Origin of the sequence: Marinicella litoralis, assembly GCF_002591915.1 — a bacterium.
Classification (GTDB): Bacteria; Pseudomonadota; Gammaproteobacteria; order Xanthomonadales; family Marinicellaceae; genus Marinicella; species Marinicella litoralis.
In genome coordinates this window covers 86,270-109,819 of record NZ_NIHB01000006.1, presented here as the reverse complement: position 1 = coordinate 109,819, position 23,550 = coordinate 86,270, and the positions used below count along the sequence as shown (strand labels likewise).

At 39.7% G+C, this 23,550-nt stretch carries 20 protein-coding genes; 6 read left to right on the top strand and 14 right to left on the bottom strand.

What is annotated here, in order from left to right:
• The first annotated feature begins 4 nt into the window (after nucleotides 1-4).
• From dusB to CCS90_RS13825, 6 genes are all read left to right on the top strand, one after another.
• Nucleotides 5-979: a tRNA dihydrouridine synthase DusB gene (dusB, locus tag CCS90_RS13850; protein WP_099020194.1), complete on the top strand. Its 975-nt coding sequence runs from the start codon at nucleotides 5-7 to the stop codon at nucleotides 977-979.
• Nucleotides 979-3,717, top strand: coding sequence for a DUF349 domain-containing protein (locus CCS90_RS13845; protein WP_099020171.1), 2,739 nt, complete (start codon nucleotides 979-981; stop codon nucleotides 3,715-3,717). The genes dusB and CCS90_RS13845 overlap by 1 nt, the downstream gene beginning before the upstream one ends.
• Before the next feature lie 137 nt (nucleotides 3,718-3,854).
• Nucleotides 3,855-5,885 (top strand): M13 family metallopeptidase, encoded by a 2,031-nt coding sequence (locus CCS90_RS13840; protein ID WP_211337080.1) that lies wholly within the window; start codon nucleotides 3,855-3,857, stop codon nucleotides 5,883-5,885.
• Between the two features lie 182 nt (nucleotides 5,886-6,067).
• Nucleotides 6,068-7,696: a vWA domain-containing protein gene (locus CCS90_RS13835; protein ID WP_246027047.1), complete on the top strand. Its 1,629-nt coding sequence runs from the start codon at nucleotides 6,068-6,070 to the stop codon at nucleotides 7,694-7,696.
• Nucleotides 7,697-7,720: 24 nt separating this feature from the next.
• On the top strand, nucleotides 7,721-8,305 hold the full coding sequence (locus CCS90_RS13830) for a sigma-70 family RNA polymerase sigma factor (protein WP_099020169.1): 585 nt from the start codon (nucleotides 7,721-7,723) through the stop codon (nucleotides 8,303-8,305).
• A complete protein-coding gene (locus CCS90_RS13825) occupies nucleotides 8,302-9,015 on the top strand; it encodes a hypothetical protein (RefSeq protein ID WP_099020168.1) in 714 nt (237 codons plus the stop codon). The genes CCS90_RS13830 and CCS90_RS13825 overlap by 4 nt, the downstream gene beginning before the upstream one ends.
• A 7-nt stretch (nucleotides 9,016-9,022) precedes the next feature.
• Here CCS90_RS13825 and CCS90_RS13820 read toward each other — a convergent pair whose 3' ends face one another.
• The 14 genes from CCS90_RS13820 to CCS90_RS13755 all read right to left on the bottom strand — a co-directional run bounded on the left by CCS90_RS13820 (nucleotide 9,023) and on the right by CCS90_RS13755 (nucleotide 23,548).
• Complete coding sequence (locus CCS90_RS13820) at nucleotides 9,023-9,916, bottom strand: hydroxymethylglutaryl-CoA lyase (protein WP_099020167.1); 894 nt, start codon at nucleotides 9,914-9,916, stop codon at nucleotides 9,023-9,025.
• Nucleotides 9,913-11,805, bottom strand: coding sequence for an acetyl/propionyl/methylcrotonyl-CoA carboxylase subunit alpha (locus CCS90_RS13815; protein ID WP_099020166.1), 1,893 nt, complete (start codon nucleotides 11,803-11,805; stop codon nucleotides 9,913-9,915). The genes CCS90_RS13820 and CCS90_RS13815 overlap by 4 nt, the downstream gene beginning before the upstream one ends.
• Before the next feature lie 197 nt (nucleotides 11,806-12,002).
• Nucleotides 12,003-12,659, bottom strand: a complete 657-nt coding sequence (recO, locus tag CCS90_RS13810; protein WP_099020165.1) for a DNA repair protein RecO — start codon at nucleotides 12,657-12,659, stop codon at nucleotides 12,003-12,005.
• Between the two features lie 14 nt (nucleotides 12,660-12,673).
• Nucleotides 12,674-13,579: a GTPase Era gene (era, locus tag CCS90_RS13805; protein ID WP_099020164.1), complete on the bottom strand. Its 906-nt coding sequence runs from the start codon at nucleotides 13,577-13,579 to the stop codon at nucleotides 12,674-12,676.
• Complete coding sequence (gene rnc / locus CCS90_RS13800) at nucleotides 13,576-14,235, bottom strand: ribonuclease III (protein ID WP_246027048.1); 660 nt, start codon at nucleotides 14,233-14,235, stop codon at nucleotides 13,576-13,578. Before rnc ends, era begins: the two co-directional genes overlap by 4 nt.
• 6 nt (nucleotides 14,236-14,241) lie before the next feature.
• Nucleotides 14,242-14,601 carry a DUF4845 domain-containing protein gene (locus tag CCS90_RS13795; RefSeq protein ID WP_099020162.1) on the bottom strand — a complete coding sequence of 120 codons (360 nt, stop codon included), beginning with the start codon at nucleotides 14,599-14,601 and terminating at the stop codon, nucleotides 14,242-14,244.
• Nucleotides 14,602-14,673: 72 nt separating this feature from the next.
• Nucleotides 14,674-15,474 (bottom strand): signal peptidase I, encoded by an 801-nt coding sequence (gene lepB / locus CCS90_RS13790; RefSeq protein WP_246027049.1) that lies wholly within the window; start codon nucleotides 15,472-15,474, stop codon nucleotides 14,674-14,676.
• A gap of 13 nt (nucleotides 15,475-15,487) precedes the next feature.
• On the bottom strand, nucleotides 15,488-17,272 hold the full coding sequence (lepA, locus tag CCS90_RS13785; RefSeq protein WP_099020161.1) for a translation elongation factor 4: 1,785 nt from the start codon (nucleotides 17,270-17,272) through the stop codon (nucleotides 15,488-15,490).
• Nucleotides 17,273-17,357: 85 nt separating this feature from the next.
• Entirely contained in the window at nucleotides 17,358-18,716 is a 1,359-nt protein-coding gene (locus tag CCS90_RS13780; RefSeq protein WP_099020160.1) for a Do family serine endopeptidase, read from the bottom strand.
• A gap of 58 nt (nucleotides 18,717-18,774) precedes the next feature.
• The gene (locus tag CCS90_RS13775; RefSeq protein ID WP_180236536.1) at nucleotides 18,775-19,230 is read right to left on the bottom strand and encodes a SoxR reducing system RseC family protein; all 456 of its coding nucleotides are present in this window, start codon (nucleotides 19,228-19,230) and stop codon (nucleotides 18,775-18,777) included.
• A 20-nt stretch (nucleotides 19,231-19,250) separates the two neighbouring features.
• Nucleotides 19,251-19,841 carry a sigma-E factor negative regulatory protein gene (locus CCS90_RS13770; RefSeq protein ID WP_162846923.1) on the bottom strand — a complete coding sequence of 197 codons (591 nt, stop codon included), beginning with the start codon at nucleotides 19,839-19,841 and terminating at the stop codon, nucleotides 19,251-19,253.
• Nucleotides 19,831-20,460 carry an RNA polymerase sigma factor RpoE gene (rpoE, locus tag CCS90_RS13765; RefSeq protein WP_281275193.1) on the bottom strand — a complete coding sequence of 210 codons (630 nt, stop codon included), beginning with the start codon at nucleotides 20,458-20,460 and terminating at the stop codon, nucleotides 19,831-19,833. Before rpoE ends, CCS90_RS13770 begins: the two co-directional genes overlap by 11 nt.
• Before the next feature lie 48 nt (nucleotides 20,461-20,508).
• Nucleotides 20,509-23,067, bottom strand: coding sequence for a putative bifunctional diguanylate cyclase/phosphodiesterase (locus tag CCS90_RS13760; protein ID WP_162846924.1), 2,559 nt, complete (start codon nucleotides 23,065-23,067; stop codon nucleotides 20,509-20,511).
• Nucleotides 23,054-23,548 (bottom strand): hypothetical protein, encoded by a 495-nt coding sequence (locus CCS90_RS13755; RefSeq protein ID WP_099020156.1) that lies wholly within the window; start codon nucleotides 23,546-23,548, stop codon nucleotides 23,054-23,056. Before CCS90_RS13755 ends, CCS90_RS13760 begins: the two co-directional genes overlap by 14 nt.
• Nucleotides 23,549-23,550 lie beyond the last annotated feature (2 nt).

The following is a 23,550-nucleotide window of genomic DNA, read 5'->3' as shown; positions in this document are numbered from 1 at the left end:
GATGATGCCCGCATTTTCAATTGGCCCCTACCCCATCGAACATCCAGTGATGTTAGCGCCCATGGCGGGCGTAACTGACCGCCCATTTCGTCAGTTGTGCCGCAGTCTGGGTGCTTCATATGCAGTGTCCGAAATGTTAAGTTGTGATTTGTCTTTATTAAAAACGGCGAAGACCCAATTTCGCATGGACCACACCGGAGAACCTGGACCGATTGCAGTTCAAATAGCCGGATCTGATCCTGATCAAATGGCAACTGCAACAGTAATGAATGTACAACATGGAGCGCAAATCGTAGACATCAATATGGGCTGTCCACAAAAAAAAGTGGCCAAGAAAAAATGCGGCTCCGCTTTACTGGCAGACCCAAGTTTGGTGAATGACATTTTGCAAGCAGTGGTGAGTTCAACGGATGTTCCAATCACATTGAAAACCCGTTTGGGAATTGATTCAGACCAACAAAACATTTTGCAAATTGCTGAGATGGCGGAAAACAATGGAATCCAAGCCCTGTTCATACATGGCAGAACCAAACAACAAAAATACCAAGGAGATGCTGATTATCGATTAATTGCTGAAGTCAAACAGCACATCAGCATTCCAGTCATCGCCAACGGGGACATCACAACCCCTCACAAAGCGTTAGCAGTCATTGAACAAACCCAATGCGATGGCATTATGATAGGTCGAGCTGCTCAAGGCAACCCTTGGATTTTCAATCAAATAAGGCAGTATTTAGAGACGCGAGAAGTGGTGGCAGCACCACAACAAAACGAAATACTTTCTGTCATGTATCAACACATCGTTAATTTACATGATTTCTATGGTCCAGACCGCGGTTATCGCATGGCACGAAAACACATCAAATGGTTTCTTGCTGGCACAGCGTTGGATCACATGGCCCGCCAATTAATGAAAATTGATCAAGCGGAGGAACAATTGTTGTTCATCAATCAAAACTTACTGAAACAGGTGGCGTAATGAGTATTATTAAATGGTTCAATAAACCTAAATGGCAAAGCCCAAACGAAAAAGTCCGAATGACTGCCATACAAACCAGTCAAGACCCTGAACTTACTGGACAATTATTAACCATTGTGTTTGAAGACGTCAGCGAAAAAGTCCAACTGGCTGCACTCAACAAAATATCAAACCCCACTGACATCAATCACATTGTAAACACCCACCAAAGTAAAAAAATAAAATCAGTGGCCAAGCGTAAATTGGTTGCCTGCATCAATGCTGATAAAGACGATCAATATCAAGATTTATTTCAACACATCAATGACAAAGAAGTTATTCAGGCCATTGCTCAAGATGCCAAAAACACTTCCATCAAAATTAAGGCGATTGCCCAAATTACACAACAAGGTTTCTTAGGGGATTTGTTATTAAAAGAGCGAGACCCAGCCGTTCAAAGTGCCATACTGCAACATATCAGTCAGCCGTCCACCCTGCAACGATTGATGGAAAAAACCAAAAAGAACAAAGCACTCCGAAAACAATTGGAACAGCGCCTTGGAACCAGCAATGACAAACAACTGGAACAAAAAGCCATCGAATTGTGTCAAAAATTAGATTCAGTGGTGCATGGTAAAAATTCAAAAGACATTGACCTTGCAGCCATCAACCAACAATGGACTAACTTGGAATCTACAGTCCCTGAAAATCTTAAACTTCGATTTGCAGGCGCCTATGAAGCGGCAAGAATGATTCTCGACCCTGACCACCGAACAGAATTTCTACAGAAACAAAAAAAACAAAGAACCATCATACAATTGAATGAAATCGAGTCCTCCATTGAGCACAATCAACTCAATTCTTTGATGAAAATTCAACAAGCCATTGAATCATTGAACGAATTAGATGTTTCATCAATTGACCCCAAAGACCAAGCAAAACACCAGCGAATCAACCAAGCGTTATTGGCCTTAAGGGAGCAAATTCAACAAGACCAAAAGATTCCTGATCATGTGTTTAAAGTGGTCGATGACATCAATGACGCATTAAGCAAGCCAACTGCCACCCCCCAACAACTCAGACAATTTAAGTCACAATGGCAAAAGGCCACAAAGAACACCAAAAACAGTGAAGCATTCAGTCACTTGAATGAACAATTCAACAACCTGTGCACCAAGCTTGCAGAAAAAATTGACCAATCTGCGATGAAACGAGATCAAGCTGCTGATAAAGCTGTTGCCTTGATAGACCAAGCCATTCAATTGATTGAAGACGGTCAATTGGCACAAGCCAAAGTAGTAAGCAATGAAATCGCCAGTTTGAAGAAACTGGCTGGATTCTCACATCCTGTTATCAAGCAAAACAAATACCACTTAGATCAGGTGTGGAGCCGACTTAAAGAATTAAGAAATTGGCAAAAGTGGAGTAATGACAAAGCCCGACAAGAAATCATCAATTCTGTGGCTGCCATGCATGGCCAAGGGCTCCATCCTGACGCCGTCTTGAAAAAACTTAAAGATTCCAATGCCCAATGGTATGCATTGGAAGACATGGAAAAATTAGAAGGTGATAAATACCCATCAAGAAACCAGGCATTGTGGCAGGAATTTCGAAATGTATCAAAAGCCGTGTTTGAACCCACCCAACCCTTCTTCGAAAAACGCAGTGAAGTACAAAATGACCGTTTGGAAACGATCAACCAGTTGATTAATGAAATGGACAGTTGTGATTTAGACAATACCGCTGAACGTGACTTGGCGCGAATCACTCGCGATGGATTCAAAGAATTAAAAGCCTTGGATCAATTACCACCGAAACAAAGGGGTAAAATGGCTAAAAGACTGAGAAAATCAATCAATAGAATTGATCAAAAACTCAATGAATTTTATCAAATTGCCGAATCTAAAAAAATGAAATTAATTGAGCAAGCACAAGCTCTACAGGAGTTGGATGATATCAATGAAGCGATTGAAAGCGCAAAAAACCTTCAACATCAATGGAAGTCAGCAGGCATCGTAAAGCAATATACAGAACGTAAACTGTGGAAAAAATTCCGTAAAGCCAATGATGCTTTGTTTAATCAAAGGAATCAAGTCAAAGAAGAATTCAATTCAGCACAACAAGAACAAAAAGAGTTGGTTAAAAACTTCATAACAAAACAACAAAAAAACCTTAAATCCAATAAAGACATTGAATCATTGGCCGCTTTTAAAGCAGACACCTTGAAAGCATGGGACACTCTAGAAAAGCCAGGGCAATTCATGCAAGCTGAGTTAAATCAACTGATACAACAAATTGATGAAAAAATACATAAAATTAAAAATAAAGCGGTAACGGATGAACTTAAGCTGAAAGAAAAAATTGATCAAATATACAGTCAATTTGAACAAGGTGAAATTGATCAAACATCCTTGAATGATAAGCTCGCAGGCACAAAAAATGACAACTTGCTTGCTTGGTTTAATCAAAGAGCCACTGCAGAATCAAATGCAGACTCTTTGAATCAGCATTTAATTGCAGCTGAATTTTTGACAGGATTAAGCACCCCAGATCAATTCATGGAACAACGCATGGCCTATCAAGTTCAAATACTTTCAGAGCGCATGTCAGGAGAAAAAGGGGTTCAGGACAATGAACATGCCAAGCATTTATTAGACAGTTGGTTGTTACTGCCAAAATCAGATGCTTCATTCATCAAAGACAACAAAAAGAGGATCAACCAAGTGATTAAAGGCTTGAAATCTTTGGCCTTTGGTTGATTACCACGCTACTACGAAAATTAAAAGCCAGCATGGTTAATACAAACCCCATGCTGGCTTTTTCATGACCATAGACACATCCAATTACTCAGCAAGCTATATAGAATATTGTCCTTTTCTGTCGCATACGAGGATTCATGAATAGAACTTTATTATTAACTGGCTTAACCATTGGATTGGCTGCCTGTCAACCCAACCAAGTTAAACAAGAGCCAATCAAACCCACCATATCATCAGGCATCACTTTGTCTGATATGGATAAATCTGTCAGACCCCAGGATGACTTTTACCAACACGTTAATGGTAAATGGTTGAATGAATTTGAAATTCCAGCTGATAAATCAAACTTTGGTGCATTCAATAAATTGGGTGACGAAAGCAGAGAGCATGTCCAGGCCATTATTGAAGAGGTTTCAAAAATGGACAATGAACAAGGCAGTTCAGAACAAAAGATTGCTGATATTTATAAATCATTTATGGACACAGCAGCGATTGAAGCCAAGGGCCTGACACCAATCAAAAATGAATTGATGAAAATTGATCAAATTTCAAACAGCAATGATTTAAGTGAATACATGGGATATGCAGATATATATGGTTCCTCTCCGCTGTCAATGTACGTCTATATAGACCAGAAAAAATCTGATGAACACATCGTATATGTAGGACAGAGCGGTTTAGGTTTGCCTGATCGAGATTATTATTTTAAAGCAGATGAAAAATCACAAAGCATCAGAGAAAAATACCAACAGCACATGACCAATATGTTTACATTGGCTGGGATCAAAGATCCTGTGGCAACAACCCAAACAGTTTATGCCATTGAAAAAGATTTGGCTGAAGGTCAGTGGGATCGCATTCAAAATAGAGACCGCGATAAAACCTACAACAAAATGACTTTTGACGAATTTACCAGCAAGGTACCCAATATCAACTGGGACCGTTGGTTGACTCACACCATGATAGATAAACCTGAAAATTTAGTGGTAACTCAACCGCCTTATTTGGACACATTGAATCAAATTTTTACAAAATATTCTGTTGATGATTGGAAAAAATATTACAAATGGCATTTATTAAGCAATGCTTCAACTCATTTGAATGCTGATTTCGCTGATGAAAACTTTTCATTCTATGGCACGGTATTATCTGGAACCACAGAACAAGAACCCAGGTGGAAGCGTGGCGTTGATTTGGTCAATGGCTTGGCTGGAGAATTGGTAGGAAAGGTATACGTTAAAAAGCATTTTCCACCAGAAGCCAAAGTGCGCATGGTAAGCATGATTGAACAACTGCGTGATGCTTATGGCTCCAGTATCAAAGAACTCGAATGGATGGGTGAAGAAACCAAAGTTAAGGCCTTGGATAAACTCAATAAATTTGATCCCAAAATTGGTTATCCTGATGTTTGGCGAGACTACAGTGAATTGAACATTACAGGGACTCATTTGATAGAAAACATCAAAGAAGCCACACGATTTTTCACTCACAGAAACAGAAGCAAAATAGGTCAGCCCATAGATCGCAATGAATGGGGCATGAATCCACAAAGGGTGAATGCTTATTACAATCCAACCAAAAATGAAATTGTATTCCCAGCAGCTATTTTACAAGCGCCATTTTTTAATCTAGAGGCAGACGAAGCCGTCAATTATGGTGGCATTGGTGCTGTGATTGGTCATGAAATGGGTCATGGTTTTGATGACCAAGGGTCAAAATATGATGGCGACGGTAACTTAAAAAATTGGTGGACTGAAGCTGACAGATCTCGGTTTGAAGAGCTGACCAACAAATTAGTCAAACAATTTGATGCTTTTACCGTAGTCGATGGGACCCATGTAAAAGGTGAATTCACCCAGGGTGAAAACATTGGTGACCTCAGTGGCTTGGCCATCGCATACAAAGCATTCAAGAAGAACTATACCGACAACAGAATCATTGATGGTTACACTCCTGAACAAAGGTTTTTCCTAGGCTGGGCACAAGTATGGAAACGTAAATACCGTGATGAAGAATTGTTGCGACGCATTGATACCGACCCACATTCACCCTCAGAATTCAGAACCAATGGTATCTTAAGAAACTTACCGGAATTCTATGAAGCTTTTAATGTTAAACCTGGGGATGGTATGTACTTACCAGAAGAAGAACGGGTTAAAATTTGGTGATACCCATCAATCAATACCCAAAAAAGGCGAATCCATGATTCGCCTTTTTTTATGCATTGAACAAAATCATTTAAGAAAAAACTGTATTTCACAATGCAATGTAAAATTAAATCAAAACCATTTAACCCAAACTCTTGGTTGGCACGTATATAGCATTAAGTATTACAACCAAGGATTAAATGATGAAACGAATTCTCTTAGTCAGCATAACAGCCCTGCTAATCGCTTGTGCAGGTCAACAACAGAGCAGCGAAGAACGTAAAGTCAACGCAGAAAGGCTTAAACAAAATCAATCCCATAAACAACCAAAGCCTAAAATCATGGAAACTGGCTCACGATTAAAATCAGTTGCCATGTCAGATCAATTATCCATGACACCAGCTACTTACCCAGCCATGGTGGAAGACCGTGAAAATTATAAACATTTTGAAAACCAACCAATTCAATCCGTTTTAAAAAACCCAATATCAACTTTCAGTATTGACGTTGATACAGGCGCCTATGCCAATGTGCGCCGAATGCTCAATCAAGGCCAACTACCCCACAAGGATGCTGTGCGCATTGAAGAATTGATCAATTATTTTTCATATAATTACCAATCCCCGGAAAATTGGGTTCAGCCTTTCTTGGCCAACACAGAAATGGCCCCATCTCCTTGGAACAATGAAGCCCATCTGCTGCATATTGGTATCAAGGGATTTGAGAAACTCACTGCTGAGCGACCTGCTGCAAATTTGGTTTTTTTACTGGATGTTTCAGGTTCCATGAACAGTCCCAACAAAATTGGATTACTGAAATCATCATTGAAATTACTAAGTAAGCAAATGACTGAAAATGACCATGTTTCAATTGTGGTTTATGCGGGTGCAGCCGGCGTAGTACTCGAACCAACACCAGGTAACAATCAAGCTAAGATTGCCAGTGCATTGGATCAATTAAGCGCAGGAGGATCCACCAATGGTGCTGCTGGTATTCATTTGGCCTATCAATTGGCTGAACAAAACAAGGTCGAAGGAGGCATCAATCGAATCTTAATCGCTACTGATGGAGATTTTAATGTCGGTACCACTGATTTTGAAGCATTAAAAACCTTGGTTGAGACCAAGCGTAAAAAAGGTGTTTCATTAACCACACTTGGATTTGGTACGGGCAATTACAACGACCACTTGATGGAACAATTGGCCGATGTTGGCAATGGTAACTACGCCTATATTGATACCATAAAAGAAGCCAATAAAGTTTTGGTGGAGCAAATCAACTCAACCTTGTTCACCATTGCCAAAGACGTCAAAATTCAAATAGAATTCAACCCCAGTACGGTTAAGGAATACAGGCTGATTGGCTATGAAAATCGTCAATTGAAAAATGAAGACTTTGCCAATGACAAAGTTGATGCGGGTGAAATTGGCGCAGGCCATACCGTCACTGCAATATACGAAGTGGTGTTACAAGGTCAACAAGGGTGGTTAACCACATCAAGATACCAAAAGAATCCAGTGTCTGACAACACTTCAAATGAAATTGCCTTTTTGAAAATCAGGTACAAAAAACCCGATGAAAACAACAGCCTGCTTTTACAGTGGCCAATCATGAAAAATCAAATCAAAACTATGGCAGAGGCAAGTCAAGAATTTAAATTTGCCGCATCGGTGGCTGCCTTTGGCCAAATACTCAGAGGAGGAACTTACTTGAAAGAATTTGGTTATGATGATGTATTGACACTGGCTAGAAAGTCCAAAGGCAGCGATCATTTTGGTTATCGAGGTGAGTTTTTACAATTGGTCTCTTTGGCCAAAGGATTGGCTAATTAAACCACATCACATTAAAATGAATGGATGCCGAATCAATGCAATGATGAACGACTCACCGATGAACAGCTGATGTTCAAATTCAGTCGCAATGATGATAACCAACAAAGGGCCTTTGAGCTACTCTATCAAAGGCACAAAGGCCCTCTGTTTCGCTTTATCAAAAAATCAATCAACCACGAGCATGATGCCAAGGAAATATTTCAGGAGTTGTGGTTTAAGATTATAAACAGCAAAGAACAATTCAACCACCAACAAAAATTCACCACCTGGGCCTATACCATTGCCAGAAGGCTGTTGATAGATCAGTTTCGCAAATCTGGTAGGACGATAACAATGAATGGCTTAGACGCAAGCTCCGACTCCCAGGCCAATGAACAGCCCTTAAAACAGCCGGAAAATCAATTTGAAACCAAACAAATGGCCAAAGCACTCGACCATGCCATCTCTTTGCTTCCCCTTAATCAACGGCAAACATTTGTGATGAAACATGAAAGTGGTTTCAGCATCAAAGAAATTGCGCAAATAACAGCACAACCAATAGAACAAACAAAAAGCCAATACCGTTATGCTGTAAACAAAATAAAACTGGCTATGGAGCGCTTCAAATGAACCAACAAGATGAAGACAAAAAATTGACTGAATTGTATCGAGCAGCCAACCAAGATATGCCACCTGCAGATTTGGATGAGTTGATACTAAAGCATGCAAAACAAGCGGTCAAAAAAGAAAGTAAACATGATTATTTTGGATCTGGCAGGCAAAGGCAACCCTGGTTGGCTGCCGCTTCAGTGGTTTTGCTTATACCAATGATTTGGTTACTGACACAAAGCGAGTTAATAAGCACAGAATCACTGACCATACCTAACTCAGAGAACCATGCTGCTGAAAATCAAACCAAATCAGTCAATGCCGAATCTTTAACAGAGGAATCAACAGTAGAATACAAAAGAATTAAAATCACCCAAGACAACAACCACATACGAGCAAAACCTAAATCAATGCCTGCTCCAGTAGCGGCGTTGCCACAAGCGAACCAAGAACAAAACTCACAATCCATCACGGGTAAACCCATTGACCAACAATCATTAAAAGCCAACAAAGCCTTACTGATGAATGAGTTCAAGAGCAATAAAAAAACCATCAAGCAAAGTCACATGGATCCTATGATGGCACTGGAATTACAACAATTCAATCAATACCTTGAACAAGGACAACTAGAAAAAGCTGAACGGCTGTTGAATGAAATGATTCAATTTTATCCAGACTTTGATTTTCAAGATTTATGGTCTCAGCTGAACTCAAAAAAGTCAGCGCAATAAAACCCTGTTATTTCCAAGCCTTGTTAACTTGGCTGTTGGGATTTCTGCCCAGTACAACAGAAATTTGACGACCGGCTGCAACTAATTTGTCCAAGTCAATCCCAGTATCAATACCCATGCCATTAAGCATGTAAATGACGTTTTCTGTACTGACATTACCAGTGGCACCTTTGGCATAAGGACAACCACCAATACCAGCAACGGATGAATCAATCACAGTGGCGCCCAGTTCCAAACAAGCATGTATATTAGCCAGTGCTTGGCCATAAGTGTCATGAAAATGCAGTGCCAAATTATCTACTGGAACATGCTCAGCCGTAAGGGCAAACATTCGCTGTGCCGCTTTTGGGGTTCCTGTTCCAATGGTGTCACCCAAAGATACTTCAAAACAGCCCATTTCAAATAATCGCTGAGCAACTTCTGCAACCATTTTGGGTTCAATACTGCCTTCATAGGGACAGCCCAGTACACATGACACATAACCTCGCACTTTAATTTTGTGTGCTGAGGCTTTCTCTAATACAGGCAAAAAACGTTCAAATGATTCATCAATCGAACAGTTGATGTTCTTTTGAGTGAAGCTTTCAGAGGCAGCCGTAAAAACAGCGACTTCTTTGATACCGGCTTCAATCGCAGCGTCCAACCCCTTTATGTTAGGCGTTAGCGCCGAATAATGGACTTGCTCATCGGGGGTTAATCCAGCACAAACAGCTGATGCATCGGCCAACTGTGGTACCCATTTGGGTGACACAAACCCGGTGACTTCAATGTGCTTAACACCGGCAGCCCTCAGTCCATTGATTAAAGCCAATTTATCCTTTACATCAATAATTTGCTTTTCATTTTGCAAACCATCTCTGGCCGAAACTTCGACGATTTTTACCTGATTGGGTAGATTCATGAACTTTCCAATTCAACCAGCATGGCATCTGCTGTTACCTGATCCGCTTGTTGATGAAACACTTTTTCAACCACGGCATCACGTTCAACTTTTAATTCTAATTCCATTTTCATCGCTTCCATAACCACCACAGTCTGGCCTGCTTTCACCGATTCACCTGCTGACACTTTAACTTCAATGATCTTGCCTGGCATCGGTGCATAAATCGCATTGGCATTTGAAGCAGAAGTTTTGGCCTCATAATCTGGTAATGTGAATTCATAGCGTAAATTATTATGAACCACTTGCACTTGATTTCTATGAATATGGCACAGGTCTTTGGCTTGTGGCAAATAATGATGACTGCCATTAATTAAATATTCGCCCTCTTCCCAAGAGACGACATGATTTTGCTCTTCACCCAAAAATGTCAACTGTAATTCGAGTGGTTGCTCGCCTTGAACGCGCCAACCATTTGATTGCTGCCATGCCCTTGCTTCTGTATTGTGCTTTAATAAGTGGTGGCTATAAATGGCAATCACTTCAGGCAGTAACTCAGTCGATAAATCCAATTCATCATTGTCTAAACTGTTGGTATATATTTGATGTTTTTTAAAAGCATTGTTATTGAGCAACTGCGACAAAAAGGCCATGTTGGTTTTAACCCCAAAAATAGCGCTTTGGTTCAAAATCGTTTGCATTTTATTGATACAGACTTTTCTATTTTTCGCCCAAACCACTAATTTAGCAATCATGGGGTCATAGTGAATGGTGACAGAATCACTGGTCCTAACACCAGAATCAACCACAGAATTTTCAATTTGTGCCAGCTTAACCAGTTCTAACAAACCTGTTGAAGGTAAATAGTTATTTTGTGGGTCTTCAGCATATAAGCGAACTTGAATGGCATGTCCCTTGTCATGGATTTCAGTTTGCTTCATCGGCAAGGGTTCACCTTGAGCGACTCTGATTTGCCATTCAACCAAATCCACACCTGTAATCATTTCAGTCACACGATGCTCAACTTGTAGACGTGTATTCATTTCCATAAAATAAAACGAATCATCTCCATCCATGATAAATTCTATGGTACCTGCACCCAAATAATCTATGGCTTGTGTGGCTTTAATGGCTGCATTAAGCATATCAGTTCTGGTGGCATCACTGAGACCAGCGGCTGGTGCTTCTTCAATGATTTTTTGATACCTTCTTTGAGTTGAACAATCACGTTCAAACAAATGCACCACATGACCATGAGAATCTGCAAAAACCTGTACCTCAATGTGTTTAGGTCGAGTGATGTATTTTTCCAAGATCACCTGATCGTCCCCGAAGGCATTCATTGCTTCTCGTTTTGCAGAACTTAATTGATTCAGAAAGTCCTCTGCTGCATGGACAATTTTCATGCCCTTACCACCACCACCCGCTACGGCTTTGATCAAAACAGGGTAGCCAATTTCATTGGCAGCTTGTTGTAATGTATTGACACTTTGGTCATCATCCTGATAACCAGGAACGCATGGGACATCTGCTTGTAACATGGTTTGTTTGGCCGCTGATTTTGAGCCCATTAAGTTCAAAGCCTCAACGGGCGCACCAATAAAAATCAAACCAGCTGATTTCAATGCTTCAGCAAAGGAAGCCCTTTCAGAAAGAAATCCATAACCTGGATGAACCGCATCTACACCGTGTTTCTTTGCGGCAGCAATGATCTTATCTACATTCAAGTAAGAATCTGATAAATCAGTCGATCCAATGTGGCAGCTTTCATCTGCCATTTGTACGTGTTTGGCATACCTATCGGCATCGGCATAAACAGCAACAGTTTTGATGTGCATGCGACGGCAGGTATTGATAATGCGAACTGCAATTTCACCGCGATTGGCAATCAAAATTTTGGAAATCGGCATAATATTTGATGGGTTTATAAAGCGGAATATTATACCTTATTGAGTAAAATCATCATGTATTGTCGACGTAATTATCAAAATTTTATTTTATGCAATTAGTCAGCTTATTGGGTTTGCTTGTTGTACAAATAAATAAAAAACCAGCCAGTCAACAAGAGGCCACGAATTGACTGGTTGTGTAAAGACTGATTATCAGCTTAAAGTAAGTTTCTGCTTTGAATGGTTTTACCATGCACCATGTGATTTACCACTGATTTCATTAAATGGTTTATTTCTTTGATTTCGACTGAATTAAGCTTTTGCTGACCAATAAATTGATTGAAAGTGTGGACAGAACAGATTTTTGTTTGTTTACTTTTTTGCAAACCATTCAATGGGTCAAACTCAATAAAATCGGTAGGATTCACTGATGCTGGCAAGTTCAGTTCATAACCTATATTTTGGCTTAAGAACCACTCAAATTTTCGTAAAATCAAACTCACAGAACGGCTGTTCTGCAATTGCTCAACTGTCAATTGATAGGCGTTAAAAATTTCACTGTGCACCTCATCTTGCATACCAATTAACAACAATAACTCATTACAGTAGAGCATTGATACATGGTTTTTATAAGGACAAGGTTTTAAGACTGCTTGCTGGGACACCTCAGTTAAGGTCTTCAAAGATGATCGGCCGGTGTAAAAAACTTGAGTCAAAACAAAAGGTTGTAACATCCCTTTGAATTTTGATCGAGAACTCCGACTGCCCTTACTGATTAAGTCAACCAAGCCACTTTTCAATGTCAACAGTTTGACCAACTCACTGCTGTTTTTGTAAGGACGTTTATGTAATACGAAAGCTTGGTCGGAATACATGTCGATTAAAACATTTACTTGTATTCATCATTGTAGCCTAGGGCCTCAATGGCTTTGATGTCATCCGTCCATGATGATTGGACCTTTACCCAAAGCTTTAAATTCACCTTGGCCTCAATGAATTTTTGTATTTCTTGCCTGGCATTGACCCCAATTTGTTTTATGGCTTCACCTTGTTTGCCAATAATGATGCCTTTTTGATTTTTTCGTTCCACCCAAATAACGGCATGAATGTGATGAATCAGCCCTTTGACTTCATAGGACTCCAGGTTTACCGTAACACTGTAAGGCAGTTCCTGATGAAAACGTTCCATCAATTGTTCTCGGATTAGTTCAGTGATAAAAAATCGAGTGGAACGATCAGAAATTTGATCTTCATCAAATATCGGTTCTCCAGCAGGAAAGTGATTGAAAATCACATCAACCAGAGGTTCTATCTGTTTGTTTTTTAAAGCACTTACATAATGAATGCCATCAAATTCGAAGTCATTTAAAATCTTTTCAACAAATGGAATCAACTGCTCTTTGTTTTTGATCTTATCTACTTTATTCACCACCAATATCTTTTTGGCCGTAGATTGTTGAACCACTTTTGCAGCCCTTAAGTCTTCATCTGTCCACTTCATGGCTTCGACCAAAAATAACACCACTTCAACACCATGTGATGAAGACTGTGCCGTTTGGTTCAAATGTTTATTTAAAGCCGTGCCTTTTTGGTTGTGAATTCCTGGGGTATCAATAAAGACCATTTGTCCATTTTCAGTTGAATGAATGGCCAAAATTTGATGCCTGGTGGTTTGTGGTTTATGCGAAACAATTGAAAGCTTTTGCTTCAAGACTTGGTTTATTAAGGTTGATTTACCTACATTGGGGCGACCTATGACCGATACATAGCCTGATTTGAATGGGCCGAGTTTCATTGTAATTCCAAGGCTTCAATCATTTTATTGGCAGCCGACTGCTCTGCTTTTTTGATTGAACTGCCTTTGGACTCAATGCTCAAGTCTAATGTTTGCACGTGGCAAAGTACTTTAAATTGTGTCATTTGATCTGTTTCTATTTCTTCTAATAATTGATAAACGGGTAATTCCAAGCCTTGTTGCTGTAACATTTCTTGTAATTGGGATTTGGCATCTTTTTTGATGACGCTGGGATTGACTTTGTCAAGCCAAGGTGTCATCACCTGTTCAATGAATCGTTTGGCAACTTCGTAACCCTGGTCCAGTAACACCGCGCCAAAAATGGCTTCAACTGCGTCTGCCAGAACGGAGGACTTGTTAACTCCGCCAGATTTAATTTCGCCCTGACCGAGTTTAATTGATGGACCCAATTGATAATGTCTGGCCACTTCAGCCAAGGTTTTCCCCTTGACCAATTGTGACCGCAAGCGAGACAATTCGCCTTCTGTAAGGTTTGAATACTTTTGATAAAGTAAGTTTGAAATAACCAATGAAAGGATTGAATCTCCTAAAAACTCCAGCCTTTCATTGTTTTTTTTACCGACACTTCTGTGTGTCAATGCTTGATCTAATAAAGCTGAACGAGACCATTCAATGTTTTGACCAAGGATTTTCAACTTGATTCAGTCTAGTTGAACGGTTTCAGCAAATTCCATGACAAACGACAAATTATATAAGAACGGTCTTTTCACTTCATATTTAACTTGTAACTCCCTGCCATTTCCACGCACAATTTTGAAGTCAGATGATTTGACTTCAGTGACATAACTCACACCCAACCTAAAACCCAAACTTTTCTTAATTTCATTCGGAGACTTTCCACTGCTCTCTGCTGCCTCGGCTTTCATGGCTTTCACCACTGATGCATGATCCATATACACGGGAACAATTTGCATCCCTGCAAACAGAAAAAAACCCAAAACGGCCAATACAAAAACGAATCCAATTAATGTAATGCCTTGTGCTTTCTTTAATGATTTCATTGTGCTACCTCTAATTATCTTTAGGATTGAATGATTTTAATTCAATTATTATCAAATGATGTTAAATCATTGTCAAATGATCTTGGTACCGATTCTTTTTAAACCTTCAAAAAAGTGCGGTATTCTCCAGTGCATCCAAATAAACTGTGCTTTGCCCACCAAATTCCTTTCCGGGACCAAACCCCAAACACGGCCGTCTGATGAATTATCGCGGTTATCACCCATCACGAAATAATGCCCTTCTGGCACCGTCAACCGAGTGAATTTAAAAGGTTGATTTGAGACCCCATTAACCGTCAAGATTTTATGACCTGTTTCAGTCAAGAATTCTGTTTTTTGAATCACCCGAGAACGGTCCTGTAAGTCATCGATAAAGCCTTCATATTGACCATCAATCGTTTGTTTCATGACCTTACCATTGATGTACGCAAGTTTACTTCTGGTGTCATAAAAGACATCGTCACCAGGTAAACCGACCACCCTTTTGATGTAATCGTCCTTTTGATTGGGCGGAAATCTGAAGACCACCACATCACCCCTTTCTGGGTGTCCTATTTCAATAAAGGTATCATGCAATACAGGTAACTTCAGACCGTATGAGAACTTATTCACATAGATAAAATCGCCGGTCAATAAAGTTGGCATCATGGATGACGAAGGTATTCTGAAAGGTTCAAATACAAATGTTCTGACTAGCAATACAAAAAAGAAAACTGGAAAAAATGAGTAGCCAAAGGTAACCAATGAGGTCATAAACCCTTGGTTATCAGGCTCGACAGACTTGTATTTAATTTTTACAATCAGCCAACACACCAAAGTCAGGGCACTGGCTAAGGTTAAAAATGCTTCAAAATCAAAATGTATTTCGTTCACCAGTAGTTTCCTCTTAACTGTCTACTTTCAATATGGCTAAAAACGCTGCTTGTGGCACCTCTACTCGACCAATTTGCTTCATTCGTTTTTTACCTGCTTTTTGTTTTTCTAATAATTTCTTTTTGCGCGAAGCATCACCACCATAACATTTTGCCGTCACATTTTTTCTGAATGCTTTGACCGTGGTTCTGGCAATAACTTGTGAACCAATCGCTGCTTGAATGGCCACATCTATCATTTGCCGTGGAATCAACTCTTTCAAACGATCAGTCAAATCTCTGCCTCGTTTTTGCGCATTGTCTCTGTGAGTTAAAATAGACAGGGCATCAACCCTTTCACCATTGATTAATACATCCAATCGGATGAATGGACCGGCAAGATAATGACTGAATTCATACTCAAAAGAAGCGTAGCCACGACTGACTGATTTCAATCGATCAAAAAAGTCCAACACAACTTCACTCAATGGCAACTCAAAGGTCAACTGAACTTGGTTGCCCAGGTATTGCATGTTTTTCTGAATGCCTCTTTTCTCGATACATAAACTGATGACCGAACCCACATGGTCCTGCGGCAACAATATATTGGCAATAATAATGGGTTCTCTGATTTCTTCAAACATCGCTGGTAAATCAGCTGGGTTATCCAACATCACTTGATTACCGCTCTTATCAATCATTTCATACACCACTGTCGGTGCTGTGGTCACCATATCGATATCAAACTCACGTTCAATTCGCTCTTGAACCACTTCCATATGCAACATGCCCAAGAATCCGCACCTGAAACCGAACCCCAAAGCAGTCGATGATTCTGGTTCAAAAGCAAGGGATGCATCATTAAGACGTAATTTTTCTAGTGCCTCACGAAGATTCTGGTAATCCTCAGCAGAAGTTGGGAATAATCCAGCAAATACCCTGGGCTGAGATTGCATAAAGCCATCAAGGGCTTTTTTGGCGGGGTTTTGTGTCAAGGTGATGGTGTCACCTACTGGCGCACCATGGACATCTTTGATTGATGCACTGAGGTACCCAACCTCACCACAATTTAAATGTGTTCCAGGGGTTCTTTTCGGAGTGAACTTACCTAAGCCTTCCACCAATTGATCTGATTTCAATGACATGATTTGAATTTTGTCTTTTACTTTCAATTGTCCATTGAAAACCCTGATGAGTGAAACCACACCCAGGTAATTATCAAACCATGAGTCAATGATTGAAGCCTGTAAAGGCTCATCAGGAGAACCTTTGGGAGCCGGTATCAAACCAGCAATGGCTTCCAATACGTCGTCAATACCTTGACCCGTTTTGGCTGAAACCAACAGCGCATCAGAAGCATCTATGCCAATGATTTCTTCGATTTCTAATTTGACTTTTTCCACATCAGCAGAGGGTAAATCAATCTTATTGATCACCGGAATAACTTCTAAACCCATTTCAATGGCCGTGTAACAATTAGCCACAGATTGTGCTTCGACACCTTGTGCAGCATCAACCACCAATAAAGCACCTTCACAGGCAGCCAGAGATCTGGACACTTCGTATGAAAAATCCACATGACCTGGGGTATCAATGAGGTTGTATTGATAGACATCACCGGTTTTAGATTTGAACTCCAAGCAAACGGCCTGAGACTTAATCGTAATACCCCGTTCACGTTCAATATCCATACTGTCTAAAACTTGCTTGTCCATTTCGCGCTCAGTCAACCCGCCACAGACTTGAATAAAGCGGTCTGCCAATGTTGATTTTCCATGATCAATGTGGGCGATGATGGAGAAGTTTCGAATATTTTTCATTGAATCCTATTAAGGTGTGGTTAAGCCAAAAACAACAAATCCCATGGAGTTCATGGGATTTGTGGGTATTTTATACTGATAAGGCTTATCGTTCAATGACTATAAAGGTATTCCCCGGTCCTTGTTTAACCAACAACACCAAAGGTTCGTCATCGTCCAAATTATCAATGGCATCACTGAAGTCTGACAAATTACTGATATCAACCTTACCAATGCGCTTAATGACATCGCCAACCCTTAAATTCGCACGTTCCACGTCCTTCTCGGTGATGCTTGTTACTATGACTCCTGCAGATTCACCGGTGCGCTCTTTATCTTGTTCAGTCAATTTACTCACAGAAAAACCTATACCTGTTTTTACTTCAGAATTACCATCTTGGCCCACATTGGCGGTTAAATTGTCACTCAAAACCCCAAGTTTTGCTGTCAATTTTTTAACTTGACCATCTCTGAACACTTCCAATGACACTTCTGTGTTCGGCATGACAGTACCGACCACTGGTGGTAATGATTGTCTGGTTTTGATGGTTTTTCCATTAAAGCGGATGATCACATCACCCACTTTTATACCAGCCTTTTCGGCTGAACTGCCTTCAGATACTTGGTTGACTAAGGCTCCCATTGGCTTTTCCATGCCCAAGTAGTCCGCCATCGCTTGATTGACATCATCAATGCCAACACCCAATAAACCACGTTTAACCACCCCATTGGTTTGTAGTTGATGTGCCACATTCATGGCCACATCGATAGGAACTGAAAATGAAATTCCCATATAACCGCCGGTGTTTGAATAAATCAAAGTATTGATACCCACCACTTCACCATCAAGGTTAATCAGTGGACCACCAGAATTACCACGATTAATTGGTACATCTGATTGAATATAAGGTACATACTGTTGTGAACCGATTTGTCTGCCCTTGGCACTGACTATACCTTTGGTCACCGAGTTCTCAAAACTCAAAGGTGAACCGATGGCCATCACCCATTCACCTATTTGCAAGTCATCTGCAGAACCAATGGCTAATTTGGGCAATTTTTTTCCATCAATTTTTAATACCGCAATATCACTGGCTTCATCTTCACCAACCAATTCAGCTTCAAACTCTCTTCTGTCCAACAAGGTCACGATGATTTTATCGGCACCATCAATGACATGCCTGTTGGTCAAGATCAAACCATCTTCAGAAATGATAAAGCCAGAACCACCAGAAACTCGATCTCGATTCTGTGGTTGACTGGGAATGCCAAAGAACTTAAACAACTCTTGATTTTGCTGATTGGTCGGACTTGGATTGTCATCAACATTATCTCTGGCAACAATATTGACCACTGCAGGACCCGTTGAATTAGCTAAATCTACAAAGTTTGGCAAGTTGATGTCTTTTGAGTCAGATGCATGACTCAAAGAAATCAGTGACAACAGCAATAATAATTTATTCATATTGACTCCTTAATATTATATTTGGGTTTAGATTCGCTTATAGACTGTATCTGTACAGTTAAGTGCCTTCAGGTCTTAAAATCGTTACTTTTGGCCTAAATTTCAAGTGTTTTAGCATGATTTTATTTTTAAAAATAAAAACCACAGTGAACAACCCTATAACCAATCCCATCAAAGCAGACAGGTCAGTCAACAAACCCAACCATTTGCCCACAAAGTGACCGACAGAAACTCCGATCAGAATCAACAAAAGTGGCAGGAAGTAAAGCAAAGCACTTGATCTGAACAAGTCTGAGTCATCAATGTTTAACACGATTAATTGACCAATCTTAAGTTTATTGGCTAATAAATGATCACCGTCAATTAATTGATACTGTTTGTTGTCGGTACTAAGGTCTATGCGGTTACTTTTCATGGAAAACAACTTAAAAAGTGGTTCATTGCAATTTTTCGGGCAACCTGCACATTTCTCTTGTTGTTGAAGCTGGAGGGTAACTGTGTGGTTATTTTGCATAACCACACTGGCCAATCGAATCATTCGTCAGCAGGTATTTGTGTGCTATTCAATTGTCTTTGAATGATAACACTGTTGACATAATCGGTGTTGTAATAAACGGGTATGGTCAAACTGGTGTTCGAATCATTGATGTACTGTTGGACCTGCGGTGTCAATGACGGGTACCTGCTGTAATTGGCTGGTTGTTCAACACGAACCACACTGGCGTTTGGAGGATTGATTAACTGCTTTGAGGTTTTGGCAAAAACCATGTTATTACTTGGTGATTCAAATTGGTTTAAGTTATTGAATGAAAACACCGCCACCAAAGCAACAGAAGCGGCAATGGCCATTCCTGAAAATGCTTTTAGAAATCGTTTTGGAGATTTTTCATGACTCATGTTTGCTACTTTGCTGTTATTCAGTTGACTAACAACAGCAGCACCCAAATCATGTAACAATGGAGCACTGTGCTCTTTTTGTAAGCATGAACGCAACATATGGTAATGATTCCAACTGCCTTTCAATGCATCATCAGATTGCATTCTTTTTAACAAGAAACGACTGCAATCACTGGATAATTCGCCATCCATTAACTCAGAAATATTTTGATTTGACTTATCTGACATTTTGCTTTCTCTTACTCTCATCTTGTAACAATGGCCTTAATGCTTGATCTATGGCATCACGGGCTCTGAATATTCTTGATCTTACCGTACCAATAGGACAATCCATTTTGACGGCAATTTCGTCATAACTAAGTCCATCAACTTCTCTTAAAACAATCGCTGCCTTTAAATCTTCAGGCAACATGGAAATTGCTTTTGACATGGTTTGTTCTAATTCTCCACGTGCATAGACTGCATCAGGAGTGTCTAAGTTCCTTTGATCTTCATTGGTATTGAAGGATTCCGCATCTTCGAACTCAACCTGTGTATTCTGAATTCTTCTTGATCGAGAAACCAGGTGGTTTTTTGATGTATTAACAGCAATTCTATAAATCCATGTATAAAAAGAACTGTCACCCCTGAAATTAGGCAATGCCCGAAAAACTTTGATAAACACTTCTTGTGCCACATCTTGAATCTCATGCCTGTCTTTAACAAACTTGGATATCACATTGGCCACTCTTTGCTGGTATCGATTGACCAACAATTCAAATGCGGACATTTTTCCTTGCTGGGCTTGTGTTACCAATTCTGCATCAAGTGTTTTTTCAGACATCTTCTCTTCTTCTGTTAATTTCATTGAGTTGCCTGCTTGGACTGTAGCTGTTTCAAAATAGTTCACTCCATGTTAATTATTTTTTAATATTTCTTCACGTTGAAGCAATATCCTTTCAATTTCTTTTTTCGGTAATGGGCGACAAAACAAATAACCTTGAAAATAATCACAACCTTTGTTGGTTAAATATTGTCTTTGTTCTTCAGTCTCCACGCCTTCAGCAACGATAAAATGCCCCACTCGTTTGGCCATATCGATGGTGGCGTCTAAAATGGCCTCGTCATCGGGGCTCAGGCCTATGTTTTTTACAAAGACTTGATCAATCTTTAAGGTTTTGGCAGGGATTTTACGCAAATAATCCAAGGTAGAATGACCCGTACCAAAGTCATCAATTGACAGGGTACAACCTAAATTGACTATTTTTTTGAACATCAACAATGCATCTTTTACACTTTTGAACTTTTCACTTTCTGTGATTTCAAAATCCAGGTGCTTAGGATGAATCCCAGTTTTATCGATGATGTGGCTTATTTTGCTGGTCAAATCTTTGTCATTCAATTGAATGGGAGATAAATTTACCGACATGGTCAAAGGGATTTTGTATTGTTTCTGCCATTTTTTCAAACACTCAGCCGCTTTCTCAATAACCAATAAGCCGATGGGATAAATCAAATCAGTTTGTTCAGCCAAAGGAATGAATAAACCTGGACTGATGATTCCTAGTTCGGGGTGTTCCCAGCGTACCAAGGCTTCGAAGCCCATAATGTCTTCTGTGGACGCGTTAATTTTGGGTTGGTAATACACTTCGATTTGATCAAGCTCGATGGCAGCTTGAAGGTTCCGAACCATTTCTTCGCTTTGCTTGGCTTGGTCGCCATCGAGTGTATTGTTATATATGGTGAATCTATTCTTCCCATTCAACTTGGCATTATAAAGTGCAATGTCTGCATGCTTAATTAATTTACTGACCGTACTACCATGTTCTGGAAAATATGCCCCGCCGATTGATAAAGTGAGTTTGATTTCACTGCCATTGTTTAATTTAATGGGGTTAGCGGCATCAATCAGGATGTTTTTCGCAATTTCATTGACCGTTTCTTGATTCACTTGTTTATCAAGCAGAACCAAAAATTCATCGCCTGCGTACCGAGCAGCAACACCATAATCTTGAACATTGTTTTTCAAAATTTGAGCAATTTTAACCAACACATCATCACCCACATCATGACCCAATGAATCATTGATGACTTTAAAACGATCCAAATCTATAAATAAAACTGCAAGCCCTACATGGCTATGTATATTGTTATCAATGGATTGTTCAATGCGCTTAACGATATATCGCCTGTTCATCAGCTCGGTTAACACATCATATTGGCTTTCCGACTCATGTGAAAACTGTAATGCCTTAAACGCCATGGTTTGCTTATAGTGCAATGCCAATTGACCAAATAGAATTTTGAATGAATTCCATTTATGGACATTTTTAATACTTCCAACCACTAATGTAACTTGATTTTCATTGTCAATTGAACAGTTAAAAGCCATAAAAGAGGAGACACCATAAAAACTTAAAAACTCATCACCGGGAATGTCTTTGTTGGCGCCTTTCTCAATATCGAAATCCAAATCAGTCTTTAACTTCCTGTCGATAAAATCATGTTCACAACCAATATAATACTCGGCATAGTTATTCAGTGAACTATCCCACAGTAATTTTTGGTTCTGGTTGCTTAAGTTATTATTGACTATAAAGCAAAAATCCAAACCCATCCACTGCAGCATCTTTTGCAAGGTTTGCTGAGACTGTTTTTGTTCAAAGTTCAGTTCAGTTATTTGACTCAAGTATTTGAGAAAGCGCTCATAAAACAATTTTTCAGACTGATTGACAAACTCCACCAAATAATAGGTTTTATCATCAAATACAGTGGTATAAAAGTTCAACTGAACCGGGATGATTTTAGATCCTACTTCAAACCCAACATTTTGAGTGTATTGACCTGTTTCATTCAATCGAGCATGAACTTTTTCAACATCACTTTGGTTTTTCAATTGACATACCTGATGCCATACTTGACCTTTTGATTGTTTGTTTTTGATTTTAAATTCATTAACAAATGCATCGTTGACTTCAATGATTTGATGGGTAGATGTATCAATCAGTGCCTTTGGTAAGCTGGTCAATTGGAAATGCAAGCCCAGAAAGTCATCCAACTCCACAATTGAATGATTACGCTGTTCTTTCGCGCGTGTATTCATTGCTGACCCCTTGGCCAACAACTCTTGTTGCGTGACGGGTGAATAGAATAAACCGTCTACATATTTCTCAATTTCCGCATGCTGTGATGGAGTCATGTTCATTTTACTTGAAACCACCGCAATCAATTTAAGGTTTTCATTGGCCTCAATGATTTGTTTGATTTTTTCCAGATTTTTGATCCATGCAGTTGATATCTCAAAAGCCAAGATGTCGAATTTTTCCTCACTGTGAGACAACAAATCATTCATCTGCCCATAATCACTGGCAGTGAATATTTTTTCAGCATCTAAATCATCAAAATAGTTGAAAAATTGCAACCGATCTTTTTTGTCACTACAAGCAATCAGTATGTTTTTATTAAGGAATGTCATTTGCGCTGATCCATGAACCATCCCTCAGAACGAAATTTCCATCCAGTCCCATATTAAGCTTAACCAGCTTGCCTGATTTCAATAAAAAAGGATGTTCTTTATCATTGGCCAATATAAATAAACATTTAACCACACCATCAAACTTGTCTGGGTTTGAAGTAAAGTACACTTTGGCTTCAAGCCAAGAATCCTTGTCATTGATAGGAAAAATGAAAACCGAAAAATGTTTGCGGGCCAAGGCGAATTTGATGGCCTCATTGAATGATTTGGTTTTAGGCGCGGGCGGTTCGGAACTTTTTAAATTCATCAAGCCTTGATCATTGTCCCATAAATAGATGGCCCAGCCAGTGCGCAAAGACAATGCTTTGAAACTTTTGGCCAGGCCTTCTTTTGAATTTTTATTCACATACAATGCTTGATCAGCCGCTCTCAACTCTTCTTCCAAGTTGATTAACTCATGGCTGCTAAGGAATTCACTCATGG

What these genes read in the sequence shown, in the direction of transcription:
- dusB (WP_099020194.1), top strand. Translation starts at nt 5, where the DNA reads ATGCCCGCATTTTCAATTGGCCCCTACCCCATCGAACATCCAGTGATG.
- CCS90_RS13845 (WP_099020171.1), top strand. Translation starts at nt 979, where the DNA reads ATGAGTATTATTAAATGGTTCAATAAACCTAAATGGCAAAGCCCAAAC.
- CCS90_RS13840 (WP_211337080.1), top strand. Translation starts at nt 3,855, where the DNA reads ATGAATAGAACTTTATTATTAACTGGCTTAACCATTGGATTGGCTGCC.
- CCS90_RS13835 (WP_246027047.1), top strand. Translation starts at nt 6,068, where the DNA reads ATGAAACGAATTCTCTTAGTCAGCATAACAGCCCTGCTAATCGCTTGT.
- CCS90_RS13830 (WP_099020169.1), top strand. Translation starts at nt 7,721, where the DNA reads ATGCCGAATCAATGCAATGATGAACGACTCACCGATGAACAGCTGATG.
- CCS90_RS13825 (WP_099020168.1), top strand. Translation starts at nt 8,302, where the DNA reads ATGAACCAACAAGATGAAGACAAAAAATTGACTGAATTGTATCGAGCA.
- CCS90_RS13820 (WP_099020167.1), bottom strand. Translation starts at nt 9,916, where the DNA reads ATGAATCTACCCAATCAGGTAAAAATCGTCGAAGTTTCGGCCAGAGAT.
- CCS90_RS13815 (WP_099020166.1), bottom strand. Translation starts at nt 11,805, where the DNA reads ATGCCGATTTCCAAAATTTTGATTGCCAATCGCGGTGAAATTGCAGTT.
- recO (WP_099020165.1), bottom strand. Translation starts at nt 12,659, where the DNA reads ATGTATTCCGACCAAGCTTTCGTATTACATAAACGTCCTTACAAAAAC.
- era (WP_099020164.1), bottom strand. Translation starts at nt 13,579, where the DNA reads ATGAAACTCGGCCCATTCAAATCAGGCTATGTATCGGTCATAGGTCGC.
- CCS90_RS13795 (WP_099020162.1), bottom strand. Translation starts at nt 14,601, where the DNA reads ATGAAATCATTAAAGAAAGCACAAGGCATTACATTAATTGGATTCGTT.
- lepA (WP_099020161.1), bottom strand. Translation starts at nt 17,272, where the DNA reads ATGAAAAATATTCGAAACTTCTCCATCATCGCCCACATTGATCATGGA.
- CCS90_RS13780 (WP_099020160.1), bottom strand. Translation starts at nt 18,716, where the DNA reads ATGAATAAATTATTATTGCTGTTGTCACTGATTTCTTTGAGTCATGCA.
- CCS90_RS13775 (WP_180236536.1), bottom strand. Translation starts at nt 19,230, where the DNA reads ATGCAAAATAACCACACAGTTACCCTCCAGCTTCAACAACAAGAGAAA.
- CCS90_RS13770 (WP_162846923.1), bottom strand. Translation starts at nt 19,841, where the DNA reads ATGTCAGATAAGTCAAATCAAAATATTTCTGAGTTAATGGATGGCGAA.
- rpoE (WP_281275193.1), bottom strand. Translation starts at nt 20,460, where the DNA reads ATGAAATTAACAGAAGAAGAGAAGATGTCTGAAAAAACACTTGATGCA.
- CCS90_RS13760 (WP_162846924.1), bottom strand. Translation starts at nt 23,067, where the DNA reads ATGACATTCCTTAATAAAAACATACTGATTGCTTGTAGTGACAAAAAA.
- CCS90_RS13755 (WP_099020156.1), bottom strand. Translation starts at nt 23,548, where the DNA reads ATGAGTGAATTCCTTAGCAGCCATGAGTTAATCAACTTGGAAGAAGAG.